Below are 12,359 nucleotides of genomic sequence, written 5' to 3' on the forward strand. Positions count from 1 at the left end.
ATAGCCATGCTGAAGAAGTTGTCGATCCGCACGACGCTCACGCTCGTCGGCCTGTTGTTCACCGGCTTCGCGGCGCTGATCGGCGTGCTTGCGCTGGTCGGGCTGAACGCCGCCGGTGCGTCGCTCACCTCGCTCGCGCAGGAAGACCTGGTCGCGATGCGCGCGCTCTCGGAAACGTCGTCGTATCTGCTGCGCTCGCGCGTCACGCTGGACCGCGTGCGCTCGCTCGCCGAAGCGGGCAATGTGGAAGAAGCGAAGAAGTCGATCGATCGCGGCCAGTATCTGCTCGACAAGAGCAACGAGAACTGGAAGCTCTATCTCGACACGCCCAAGCCGACGCTGCCGAAGGACACGCTCGACGCGCTCGTCACGCAACGCGAGACGCTCGTGAAGACCGGCGTGGAGCCGGAGTTCGCCGCCATTCGCGCGAACGACATGGCCGCGTACCACGCGATCGCCGACACGAAGATCAGCCCGATGTTCGTGAATTTCGATCGGGCCGTGACCGCCGCCGTCGCCGCGCATCAGGCGCATGCGGAAGGTTCGCGCGCGAGCACGGCGTCGCACATCGCGGCGCTCAACATGACGATCGGCGCGGTGCTCGCGCTCGCGGTGCTGATGCTGATCGGCTCGCGCATGGCGCTTTCGAGCCTGATCGTGAAGCCGATCAACGAAGCCGTCGATCACTTCGATCGCATCTCGCGCGGCGATCTCTCGCAATCCGCGCAAACGGACAGCAAGAACGAAATCGGGCGTCTGTTCGCGGGCATCGAACGCATGCGCGGCAATCTGACCGCGATGGTCGGCGCGGTGCGCCGCGGCTCGGAATCCATCGATGTCGGCGCGCATGAGATCGCGAGCGGCAACACGGATCTGTCGCAGCGCACGGAAGAGCAGGCGGCGTCGCTGCAGGAGACGGCGTCGAGCATGGAAGAGCTCACGAGCACGGTGAAGCAGAACGCCGACAACGCGCGCCAGGCGAGCCAGCTCGCGGTGAACGCGTCGGATATCGCGTCGCGCGGCGGTGAAGTCGTCGAGCAGGTCGTCGAGACGATGCACGCGATCGCGTCGAGCTCGAACAAGGTCGTCGACATCATCGGCGTGATCGAAGGCATCGCGTTCCAGACCAACATTCTCGCGTTGAACGCGGCCGTGGAAGCGGCGCGCGCCGGCGAGGAAGGACGGGGCTTCGCGGTCGTGGCGGGCGAAGTGCGCTCGCTCGCGCAACGCAGCGCGGCGGCGGCGAAGGAAATCAAGACGCTGATCGGCGATTCGGCAGCGAAGGTCGACAGCGGCACGGAACTCGTCGCGCGCGCCGGTCAGACGATGGGCGAGATCGTGCAGGCGGTGCGCCGCGTGACCGACATCATGGGCGAAATCAGCGCGGCGTCGGAAGAGCAGTCCGATGGCATCGAGCAGGTGAACCGCGCCGTCACGCAGATGGACAGCGTCACGCAGCAGAACGCCGCGCTCGTCGAAGAGGCGGCTGCGACTGCGGCATCGCTCGAAGAGCAGACGCGTCAACTGAAGGACGTCGTCGCGCAATGGCGCATTGAAAGCGCCGCGCCGGTGCGCGCTTCGAGCGCAACGGCGGCGGCGCGTCTTTCGCAGGCTGCGCGTGTCGAGCCTTCGTCGTCTGTCGTCGCGACGAAAGCCGAAAAGCACACGAAGGCCGTCGAGAACGCGAAAGTTGCGCCGGAAGCGGCCGTTATCAAAGAGAAGGAAGTGGTCAAGCCCGTCAGCGCCGCGAAGCCCGCGCCGCGCGTCGCGAAGCCCGCACCCGCATCGCGCGCCAAGGCGGCGACCGCCGACGACGGCGACTGGGAAACCTTCTGACACTGTCTGACACGAGAGGGCCATGCGAGTGCGCATGGTCATCCAATCAATCGCGAGGCGCGCGCGCGACGAACACGCCAAGGAAGCACGGAACATCATGACGGCAACGCGCAACGTGCGCATCGAACTGGCCGGCGGCGTACGCGGTCCGGAAGTCGAGCGCGATTTCGAATTCACGGCGGCGGATTTCGCCCGCATTCGCGAGCTGATTCATCGGCGCGCGGGCATCTCGCTGTCGGACCATAAACGCGACATGGCGTATAGCCGCCTCGCGCGACGTCTGCGCGCCTGCGGCATCGACACGTTCAAGCAGTATCTCGACCGCCTCGAAACCAACGACGACAACGCCGAATGGGAAGCGTTCGTCAACGCGCTGACCACGAATCTCACGGCGTTCTTCCGCGAGTCGCATCACTTTCCGATTCTCGCGGACTTCGTGAAGCGCAGGCAGCAGCCGTTCTCGGTGTGGTGCTCGGCGGCGTCCACCGGCGAGGAACCGTATTCCATCGCGATGACGCTCGTCGAAGCGCTCGGCGATCACGCCGCGCGTCAGTGCACGGTGTTCGCGAGCGATATCGACAGCCAGGTGCTCGCGAAGGCCGAGGCGGGCGTGTATTCGCTCGATCAGGTAAAGGCGCTGCCGATCGAACGTCTGAAGCGCTTCTTCCTGAAGGGCACGGGCTCGCACGCGGGCCTCGTGAAAGTGCGCCCCGAATTGCGCGCGATGGTGAACTTCGGCCGCGTGAACCTGACCGACGCGCGCTACGAGGTGAAAGGCCCGTTCGACGTGATCTTCTGCCGCAACGTGATGATCTATTTCGACAAGCCGACGCAAGGACAGGTGCTCTCGCGCTTCGAGCCGCTGATGAAGCCGGGCGCGCTCCTGTTCGCGGGTCACTCGGAAAACTTCACGTATGTATCGCAGGCATTCAGGCTGCGCGGCCAGACGGTGTACGAACTCGCGCGCGACATGAAGGTCACGAGCGGCGGCAAGCGCGTGCTCGCCGGAGAACCGGCATGAGCGCGCTGCCGATGGCGTCGAACCTGTATTTCGACAATCACTTCAAGAAGCAGGGCGTGAAGCTCTTGCCGAACGAGTTCTACATGACGAGCGAAGACATGGTGCTCGTCACCGTGCTCGGCTCGTGCGTGGCGGCGTGCATCCACGATCGCACGGCGGGCATCGGCGGCATGAATCATTTCATGCTGCCCGACGACGGCTCCGACGCGTCGCTCGCCGCTTCCGATTCGATGCGCTACGGCGCGTACGCGATGGAAGTGCTCATCAACGAGCTCATCAAGCGGGGCGGGCGGCGTGAGCGTTTCGAAGCGAAGGTGTTCGGCGGCGGCGCGGTGCTCGCGGGCATGACGACCATCAACATCGGCGATCGCAATTCTGAATTCGTGCGGCGCTATCTCGCGCTGGAAAAGATTCGCATCGTCGCCGAGGACTTGCAGGGCGCGCATCCGCGCAAGGTCGCGTTCATGCCGCGCTCCGGACAGGTGATGGTCAAGAAGCTCAAGACCGCGCATGACCCGATCGTCGTCGAGCGCGAGCAGGCGCTCGTGCAGCGCACGCCGGAAGAGCGCGCGGAGCGGCTCGCGAAAGCGCGTGCGCGCGTCGAGCTGTTTCAGTCGAATGCCAGGCCGCGCGTGGAGTTGTTTTCGACGAATACGAATGCAGCGAACGTCAAGCGCCCGCGCGCGGAATTGTTCACGTCGCGCCTGAAGACGGCGGAGGAAGCATGAACACAGCGCAAAAGATCAAGGTTTTGTGCGTCGACGACTCCGCGCTCGTGCGCAGTCTGATGACCGAAATCATCAACTCGCAGCCCGACATGCACGTGTGCGCGACCGCGCCCGATCCGCTCGTCGCGCGTGAGCTGATCAAGCAGCACAACCCCGACGTGCTCACGCTCGACGTCGAAATGCCGCGCATGGACGGCCTCGACTTCCTCGAAAAGCTGATGCGCCTGCGGCCGATGCCGGTCGTCATGGTGTCGTCGCTGACCGAGCGCGGCAACGAAATCACGCTGCGCGCGCTCGAACTCGGCGCGGTCGATTTCGTCACGAAGCCGAAGGTCGGCATTCGCGACGGCATGCTCGATTACGCCGAAAAGCTCGCCGACAAGATCCGCGCGGCGTCGCGTGCGCGCGTCAGGCAGACCAGTCATGCGGCGCCGGCGCAGACGCACGCGGCGGCCCACAAGCCCGCGCCGCACTTCAACAACCCGCTCGTGTCGACGGAAAAGCTCGTGATCGTCGGCGCATCGACGGGCGGCACGGAAGCGATCCGCGAAGTGCTCGTGCCGCTGCCGCCCGACGCGCCCGCGGTGCTGATCGCGCAGCACATGCCGCCGGGCTTCACGAAGTCGTTCGCGCAGCGTTTGAACGGCTTGTGCCGCATCACGGTAAAGGAAGCGGAGCACGGCGAGCGCGTGCTGCCGGGCCATGCGTATATCGCGCCGGGCCACGCGCATCTGGTGCTCGCGCGTAGCGGCGCGAACTATGTCGCGCATCTTTCCGACGCGCCGCCGGTGAACCGGCATCGGCCTTCGGTGGACGTGCTGTTCCGCTCGGCGGCGCAGCACGCGGGCAAGAACGCGATCGGCGTGATTCTGACCGGCATGGGCCGCGACGGCGCCGCCGGTCTACTGGACATGCAGCAGGCGGGTGCTTACACGCTCGCGCAGGACGAAGCGAGTTGCGTGGTGTTCGGCATGCCGCGCGAAGCAATTGCAATGGGCGGCGCAAGCGAGATCGCGCCGCTCTCTGAAATGAGCCGGCGCGTGATGGCGCGGCTTGCCTCGATGGGCGAACGCGTTCAGCGCGTCTGATTTTTGGATTGAATTCGCGGCGTCGCCGCATTGAGAACCAAGGGAGTAATGATGGACAAGAACATGAAGATCCTCGTCGTCGACGATTTTCCGACGATGCGCCGTATCGTGCGCAACCTGCTGAAGGAGCTGGGCTACGGCAACGTCGACGAAGCCGAAGACGGCGCGGCCGGCCTCGCGCGCCTGCGCGGAGGCGGCTTCGACTTCGTGATCACCGACTGGAACATGCCGAACCTCGACGGCCTCTCGATGCTGCAGCAGATTCGCGCGGACGCGGCGCTCGCGCATCTGCCGGTGCTGATGGTGACGGCGGAGTCGAAGAAGGAAAACATCATCGCGGCGGCGCAAGCGGGCGCGAACGGTTACGTGGTGAAGCCCTTCACGGCCGCCACTCTCGACGAGAAACTCACCAAGATTCTCGAGAAGTTGGCCAAAGCCGGGAGCTGATCTTGAACGATCTGACCACTGAACTCGCAGCGGCGGTCGCTGCCGTCGCCGAAGCCGAGGGCGATCCGTCGAGCGACCGCATCCTCGCGCGCATCGGCCAGTTGACGCGCACGCTGCGCGACTCGATGCGCGAACTCGGCCTCGACAAGCAGGTCGAAGCCGCGGCGCAAGCCGTGCCCGACGCGCGCGACCGTTTGAAATATGTCGCGACGATGACGGAGCAGGCCGCCGAACGCGCGTTGAACGCGATCGAGCTCGCCAAGCCGATGCAGGAAGCGATGCAGACCGACGCGCAGGCGCTCGACGCGCGCTGGGCCAAATGGTACGACGCGCCGCTCGCACAGGGCGAAGCGGGCGCGCTGCTTGCTGAAACGAGGACGTTCCTGCAAAGTGTGCCGGAGCGGACTCAGGCGACCAATGCGCAATTGCTTGAAATCATGCTCGCACAGGACTTTCAGGATCTGACCGGTCAGGTGATCAAGAAGATCACGGACGTCGTGTATCTGATCGAACAGCAATTGCTCGGCGTGTTGCTCGAGAACATCGCGCCGGAGCGCCGCGAGCAGTTCGCGGCATCGGCGGCGGCGTTGATGTCGTCGGCGGTGGCGAGCGGCAGTCCGGATAGCCTGCTCAACGGTCCGCAAATCAATCCCGAAGGACGCAGCGATGTCGTGCAGGATCAATCGCAAGTGGATGATTTGCTCGCAAGTCTCGGCTTCTGACACTTATTTGCAAATCAAGGTCATTTCGACGTACTCAGCGTTACAAGGGAACGCGAAGCGCATACCATTGCGCTTCGCGTTTTTTCCTATGTGCGCTTGCGAACGTTAGGGTTATTCCGTGCGGCTGGCATACTAGATAGTATTCGCGCCTCAACGAGCAGTGCGAAAAGCGGTGGCGCATCAGCCACGCAATCGTCAAGAGCCGGCCGCAAGCAGAGGGCGCGCGGCCGGCCGGTAACCGACAGGAGGCCCAGTGAAGGCACCGAAGCAATCCCGTCATGGGCATCTCGCAAGCGCGCTGGCAATCGTCGCCGGCGCATTGAGCGTGTGCGCCGCGGCACCCGCGTACGCGGTGCTCGGCGGCGAGCCGATGAGCGCGCCGCAAGGCGCCACGTCCGCGAAAGCCGTCGCGCGTGCGGCCGTCGCAAGCGGTGCGTCGAACGCATCGGCGGCATCGGCATCGAACTACACCGTGCGCTCGACGACCCTCGCGAGCGGCACCGTCGTCAACGAATATTTGTCCGCAGAGGGCACCGTGTTCGGCATCGCGTGGCATGGGCCGCGCGTCCCGGATCTCGCTGGCCTGCTCGGCAGCTACTTCCCGCAGTATCAACAGGGCCTGAAGGCGCAGCGCACCGCGCGCGGCGGGCGCGGGCCGGTGAGCGTGCAGGATTCGGGGCTCGTCGTGGATTCGGGCGGTCACATGGGCGCGTTCGCGGGCCACGCGTATCTGCCGCAATCGTTGCCGGCCGGCGTGTCCGCCAGCGATATCCAGTAAGCGACGGGAGACTTCAGTATGCATAGCAAGACACTCGGCCTTCCCGCCTCTTTCCAGCGACGCGGCGGCTTCGCCCGCTGGCTCGGCGTGCTTTGCCTCTCGGTCATGCTCGCCGCTTGCGGCGGTGGCGGCGACAGCAGCTCCAGTTCCGGCGGCTCGTCGGGCGGCTCGGGCGGCTCGGGCGGCGGTTCCGGCGGCGGTTCGGGCGGCGGCAGTTCGACCACCAGCACCGCGAACGCGCAGCCGATTCAGCCCAACGGCACGAACGCGGTGCCGATCAACGTCAACTCCGGCGTTGCGGGCTTCGTCAACATTCCGAACGTGTCGGTGACGGTGTGCGCGCCGGGCTCGTCTGTGTGTCAGACCATCGACAACATTCAGGTCGATACGGCGTCGTTCGGCCTGCGCATTCTCGGATCGGCGGCGCAGTCCGTGCTCGGCAGTCTGCCCAACTCGCGCGCGTCGAACGGCGGCCAGCTTGCCGAATGCGCGGGCTTCGCCGACGGCTACACGTGGGGCACCGTGCGCACGGCCGACGTGAAGATCGGAACCGAAGTGGCATCGGCCGTGCCGATCCAGATCATCGGCGACCTGAACGCATCGGCGGCGCCGACGGGGAGCAACGGCTGCCCGTCCGGCAACGACGAAAACAATGTCGCGGACATTGGCGCGAACGGCATTCTCGGCGTCGGCCCGCAGACGGTCGACTGCGGCAGCGGCTGCGTGAGCACGGCGCTCAACGCGATGTACTTCTCCTGTACCAACGGCGTGAACTGCACAGGCGTCACGGTGCCGCTCGCGCAGCAGGTCGCCAATCCCGTCACGAAGTTCGCGGTCAACAACAACGGCGTGATCGTGCAGTTGCCGCCGGTTCCGGATGGCGGCGCGGCGAGCGCGGCCGGGGTGCTGATCTTCGGCATCGGCACGCAGAGCAACAACGGGATCAGCGGCGTGACCAAGTACGGCACTGATCCCTATGGTGACCTGACCGGGACCTACAAGGGGCAGACGTACAAGACGTTCTTCGACTCGGGATCGAACGGCAACTTCTTCCAGGACAGCTTCCCGCTGTGCTCGAATACGAGCGCTTTCTATTGCCCGAGCTCGGAGCAGTCGCTATCGGCGACGATCCGCGGCACCGAAGGCAACAGCGCGAACGTGCCGTTCCAACTGGTCAGCGCGCGCACGCTGACGCAAGGCGGCGGCAATTTCGCCTTCAACAGTCTCGGGGGGCAATTGGGCATGTCGAACTTCTTCGACTTCGGCTTGCCGTTCTTCTTCGGGCGGCACGTGTATGTCGGTTTCGAATTGCCGAACAGTCCGGCGTATGTAGCGTTCTGACCGGTCACGCGGTCCCGCAAAGACAAACCGGCTGCGTTTTCGCGCAGCCGGTTTTTCGCGTCATTCGTTCGCGCGCGGCTTGCGCGGCGCGCGCTCGGCGAGCGCGTCGTAGACCCAGCGCGGCAGCACGTGCATCAGCATTCCCGCTATGCGCATCTGCCACGGAAACGTCGCGTAGCGGACCTTGCGCGCGATGGCGTCGGCGGTTTTCGCGGCGAAGCGGTCGGCGTCCATGAGAAACGGCATCCGATACGGATTGTGCGCGGTCATCTCCGAGCGCACGTAGCCCGGCGCGATCGTGACGACGGAAACGCCCAGCGGCCGCATCTCGACGCGCAGCGCTTCCAGATACTTCGCCACCGCCGATTTCGACGCGCTGTAGGCACCGCCGCCCGGCAGCCCGCGCACGCCCGCGACGCTCGCAATGCCGACGAGCGTGCCGCGCCGAGCGGCCGTCATCGACTCGACGAAGGGCTCGAACGTCGCGACCATGCCGAAGTAGTTCACGTCCATGACCATGCGAAAGGTGTCGAGATCGCCGTGGCCCGTCAGCGCGCCGCGGCTCATGCCCGCGTTCGCGATGACGATATCCGCCGCGCCATGTTCGGCGATGAAGCGGCGCGCGGCATCGGCGAGCGCATCGGCGTCGCGCACGTCGGCGGGATAGATCGAAATGGAGCTTTGCGGATGGCGAGCCGCGAAGGCGGCGAGGGCGTCGGCACGGCGGGCGACGAGGCCGAGCACGGCCCCGCGCTTCACGTATTCCTCGGCCAGTGCGAGGCCGATGCCGCTCGATGCGCCGGTGATGAAGACCTTCAGGCGAACTGCATTCATGCCGGCGCGGGAAGGGTTGTGACTCGGGTATTACTTCTTGTCGCGGGCTTGCTGAACGAGGAAGTCCATTACCTGCGTCGTGCCCGGCAGGCTGTTGGTCATCGCCGGACCGGTTTCATACTTGCCCTGCACGACCACGGTCGGCACGCCGTCGATCTTGTAGTCCTGCATCAGCTTGGCGTCGCGTTGCACGGCGCTTTGCGTCGAGAACGAGTTATAGGCGTCCATGTACTTCTTCGGATCGACGCCCTGCGTCTTGAGGAAGTCCGCCTGCGCCTGCGGCGTCAGCAGATAGTTCTTCTTGACGTGAATCTCGTTGAAGACGGCCGGCGTGACTTTCTCCGCGACGCCGAGCGCGTCGAGCGCGTGATACATCTTCGAGTGCGGAATGAAGTCGTCGCGGAACGCCACCGGCACGCGCTTGAACACGACGTCCGGCCCTTGCTTCTTCGCCCATGCCTCGAGGTACGGCTCGAACTCGTTGCAGTGCGGGCAGCCGTACCAGAAGAACTCGAGGACCTCGACCTTGCCCGCGGGCGCACCGGCCGGCTGCGCGGCCTGCAGCACCGTGTAGTCCTTGCCCGCGGCGGGGGCGGCCATTGCCGAACTCGCGAGGGTCACGGAAGCGGCTGCGATGCCAAGGGAAAGAGCCAACGCGCTAAACAGTTTTTTCATGATGGATGACGGTACGCAATGGGAGCGACGGTGCGAAAACAGGCCCATAAGTGGGACATACGACGCTTAAGCCACGCTTAAAAAACCGTGGATGCGCCCGCGCTTGCCGTGAGGAAAGCGCGAGGCGCGTTGACCTTATTGCTTCGAGAAACGGATGACGGCCGTATCGACACCCGCATCGGACAGGCGCTGGCGCGCGGTGTTCATGTCCTCGAACTTCGCGAACGGGCCGATACGCACGCGATAGTACGTCACGCCGCCCGCATCGCGTTGCGTGACCCGCGACTCGAAGCCCTGGAAGCCGAGGCGCGCGCGCTGCTGTTCGGCGTCCGCCTGCGTCTTGTACGCGCCCACTTGCAGGAAGTAGCCTGTGTTGGGCTCGCCGGGCGCGGGCGGCGTGGTCTTGGCTGTCGCCGCCGGCGCGGAGCCGCCCTTCGGAGGCGTGGCGTTCGCGTTGCTCGTCGCGTTCGGTGCGTTCGGCGTGGTTTCGGGCTTCTTCGCGGCCGTTGTGCTGCCAGATTTCGGCGCGGAAGCGGTGCCGGCAGAGGGCGGCACTTCGACGATCTGCGGCTCGTCGAGCATGCCCGACGACTGCGTCTGATTGTTGGTCTGGCCCGGCGCGGTGTTGGGCGGCGTGGGCTGCGCGGCTTGCGGCACCGCCTGGCCCGGCGTCTTGCCCTGCAGCGGACGATTCGGATCGTAGGGCTGCGCGGCGGACGGCGCGGAGTTGGCTTCGGACGGCGGCGGCGCGACCTTCGCCACGAATGGCGTTGGCGCGCGCGTGATGTAGAGCGCGACGATCACGGCGATCGCGAGGCCGACGATCAGGCCCAGCACGATGCCGATAAACGTTCCCCCGGTTTGCTTCGACTGCTTCGATGTGCGGCGTGGTGTTGCCATCGTATGAATCACCTGCGAGAAAGTCTTCTGGTTGGGCGACGATTATAGCGGCGGCTCAAGACAAGCCCGCGCCAGGCATCTGTCCGCGCACGCCGAAAATTCCTATTTCCGTGCGTGCGCGGCAGGGGTTTACATTTTTTGAGGAGCGGATACGCCGATGGTCGCAAGACCGTTTTCGAGGACCTGGCGTGTGGCCGCGAGCAGCGCGATGCGGGCAGTGCGCTCTTTCTCTTCGTCCACGAGCACGCGCTCCGCATTGTAGAACGAGTGAAATTCGCCAGCGAGATCGCGCAGATAGAACGCGACCGCGTGCGGCGCGAGTTCTTCCGCGGCGTGCGCGAGCATCTCGGGGAACTCGGCGAGCTTGTTCAGCAGCGCCATCGCGCGGTCGCTCGACAAGGGCGACAGGTCGGCCTGCGCCGCCTTCGAGACGTCGCCCGCATAGCGTTCCTTCCAGTCGTTCAGGATCGTGCAGATGCGCGCGTGCGCGTACTGCACGTAGTAGACCGGGTTCTCGTCGTTCTGCTTCAGCGCGAGATCGATGTCGAACACGAACTCGGTGTCGGCCTTGCGCGAGATGAGGAAGAAGCGCACCGCGTCGCGGCCGCGGCGGATGGTCTCTTCGTCGATCTGATCGGGCGCGGTTTCGTGGCCCGGCGTGAGGCCGCCCGACCATTCGATCAGATCGCGCACCGTGACGTAGCTGCCCGCGCGCTTGGAAATCTTCACTTCCTGGCCGTCGCGCATGACGGTCACCATCTTGTGCAGCACGTAGTCGGGATAGCCCTTCGGAATGCCGATGCCAAGCCCTTGCAGACCCGCACGCACGCGCGCGATCGTGCCGTGATGGTCCGAGCCCTGAATGTTGATGACCTTCGTGTAGCCGCGCTCCCACTTCGTCACGTGATACGCGACGTCCGGCACGAAGTACGTATACGTGCCGTCGGACTTCTTCATGACGCGGTCCTTGTCGTCGCCGTCGTCGGTGGTGCGCAGCCACAGCGCGCCGTCCTGCTCGTAGGTCTTGCCGGCATCGACGAGCGCCGCGACCGTCTTCTCGACGCGCCCCTCGTTGTACAGCGACGACTCCAGATAGAACTGGTCGAACTTCACGCCGAACGCGGTCAGGTCCATGTCCTGTTCGTGGCGCAGGTACGTCACGGCGAAATGACGGATGGCTTCGAGATCGTCGACGTCGCCCTTGCCCTTCACCGGCTCGCCGTCTTTCGCCGCGACGGTCTCGCCCGCCATGTAGTCACGCGCGATGTCGGCGATGTACTCGCCGTTGTACGCGGCTTCCGGCCATTCTTCGTCGCCCGGCTTGAGGCCGCGCGCGCGCAGTTGCGTCGATGTTGCGAGATTGCCGATCTGCACGCCCGCGTCGTTGTAGTAGAACTCGCGATGCACGTCGTAGCCCTGCGTTTCGAGCAGGTTCGAGAGCGCGTCGCCGAGCGCCGCCTGACGGCCGTGACCGACGTGCAGCGGGCCGGTCGGATTCGCCGACACGAATTCGACGAGCACGTGCCTGCCCGCGTCGCGCGTCGAGCGGCCGAACGCGGCGCCTTCGCCCAGCACCGCCGGGATCACGTCTTGCTTCGCCGACGCGGCAAGACGCAAGTTGATAAAGCCGGGACCCGCGACTTCCGCGCTCTCGACGAGACCCTTCGCAGCCGGCAGGCCGAGCACCGCATCGACGATCTGTTGCGCGAGCTGGCGCGGATTCGCGCGCAGCGGCTTGGCGAGCTGCATCGCGACATTCGATGCCACGTCGCCGTGCGCCGCGACCTTCGGTCGTTCGAGGACGATCGCGGGCGAGACGAAGGCCGCTTCGCTGGCGCCCTGCGTGGCTTGCGCGACCTGCTTGACCGCGTCGGTGAGGAGCGTTTCGAGAGTGTGTTTATGTGCGGGCAGCATGCTGAAAGTGATCCAGTGGAGCGAGTCCGATGGGTATGGCGATTGGCTGAAATTGGCGCGCGCCCAGAACTCAAA

The 12,359-nt window shown here is 65.4% G+C and carries 12 protein-coding genes; 8 read left to right on the forward strand and 4 right to left on the reverse strand.

What is annotated here, in order from left to right:
- Positions 1-6: 6 nt before the first annotated feature.
- The 8 genes from AWB75_RS01505 to AWB75_RS01540 all read left to right on the forward strand — a co-directional run bounded on the left by AWB75_RS01505 (position 7) and on the right by AWB75_RS01540 (position 7,961).
- Complete coding sequence (locus AWB75_RS01505) at positions 7-1,836, forward strand: methyl-accepting chemotaxis protein (RefSeq protein WP_061122292.1); 1,830 nt, start codon at positions 7-9, stop codon at positions 1,834-1,836.
- Positions 1,837-1,933: 97 nt separating this feature from the next.
- The gene (locus tag AWB75_RS01510) at positions 1,934-2,857 is read left to right on the forward strand and encodes a CheR family methyltransferase (RefSeq protein WP_061122444.1); all 924 of its coding nucleotides are present in this window, start codon (positions 1,934-1,936) and stop codon (positions 2,855-2,857) included.
- The gene (gene cheD / locus AWB75_RS01515) at positions 2,854-3,585 is read left to right on the forward strand and encodes a chemoreceptor glutamine deamidase CheD (protein WP_061122293.1); all 732 of its coding nucleotides are present in this window, start codon (positions 2,854-2,856) and stop codon (positions 3,583-3,585) included. The genes AWB75_RS01510 and cheD overlap by 4 nt, the downstream gene beginning before the upstream one ends.
- On the forward strand, positions 3,582-4,673 hold the full coding sequence (locus AWB75_RS01520; protein ID WP_061122294.1) for a protein-glutamate methylesterase/protein-glutamine glutaminase: 1,092 nt from the start codon (positions 3,582-3,584) through the stop codon (positions 4,671-4,673). Before cheD ends, AWB75_RS01520 begins: the two co-directional genes overlap by 4 nt.
- 51 nt (positions 4,674-4,724) lie before the next feature.
- Complete coding sequence (cheY, locus tag AWB75_RS01525) at positions 4,725-5,120, forward strand: chemotaxis response regulator CheY (protein WP_061122445.1); 396 nt, start codon at positions 4,725-4,727, stop codon at positions 5,118-5,120.
- Positions 5,121-5,122: 2 nt separating this feature from the next.
- A complete protein-coding gene (gene cheZ / locus AWB75_RS01530; RefSeq protein ID WP_061122295.1) occupies positions 5,123-5,842 on the forward strand; it encodes a protein phosphatase CheZ in 720 nt (239 codons plus the stop codon).
- A 253-nt stretch (positions 5,843-6,095) separates the two neighbouring features.
- Positions 6,096-6,620 (forward strand): DUF2844 domain-containing protein, encoded by a 525-nt coding sequence (locus AWB75_RS01535; RefSeq protein ID WP_061122296.1) that lies wholly within the window; start codon positions 6,096-6,098, stop codon positions 6,618-6,620.
- An 18-nt stretch (positions 6,621-6,638) separates the two neighbouring features.
- On the forward strand, positions 6,639-7,961 hold the full coding sequence (locus AWB75_RS01540) for a DUF3443 domain-containing protein (RefSeq protein ID WP_061122297.1): 1,323 nt from the start codon (positions 6,639-6,641) through the stop codon (positions 7,959-7,961).
- Positions 7,962-8,021: 60 nt separating this feature from the next.
- Here AWB75_RS01540 and AWB75_RS01545 read toward each other — a convergent pair whose 3' ends face one another.
- The 4 genes from AWB75_RS01545 to argS form a co-directional block, all read right to left on the reverse strand.
- The gene (locus tag AWB75_RS01545) at positions 8,022-8,795 is read right to left on the reverse strand and encodes an SDR family oxidoreductase (RefSeq protein ID WP_061122298.1); all 774 of its coding nucleotides are present in this window, start codon (positions 8,793-8,795) and stop codon (positions 8,022-8,024) included.
- 30 nt (positions 8,796-8,825) lie between these two features.
- Positions 8,826-9,470, reverse strand: a complete 645-nt coding sequence (locus AWB75_RS01550; RefSeq protein WP_061122299.1) for a thiol:disulfide interchange protein DsbA/DsbL — start codon at positions 9,468-9,470, stop codon at positions 8,826-8,828.
- Positions 9,471-9,605: 135 nt separating this feature from the next.
- The gene (locus AWB75_RS01555; protein ID WP_061122300.1) at positions 9,606-10,370 is read right to left on the reverse strand and encodes an SPOR domain-containing protein; all 765 of its coding nucleotides are present in this window, start codon (positions 10,368-10,370) and stop codon (positions 9,606-9,608) included.
- Between the two features lie 129 nt (positions 10,371-10,499).
- Positions 10,500-12,284, reverse strand: a complete 1,785-nt coding sequence (gene argS / locus AWB75_RS01560) for an arginine--tRNA ligase (protein ID WP_061122446.1) — start codon at positions 12,282-12,284, stop codon at positions 10,500-10,502.
- Between the last annotated feature and the right edge of the window lie 75 nt (positions 12,285-12,359).

It is taken from the genome of Caballeronia catudaia, assembly GCF_001544755.2.
Taxonomy (GTDB): Bacteria; Pseudomonadota; Gammaproteobacteria; order Burkholderiales; family Burkholderiaceae; genus Caballeronia; species Caballeronia catudaia.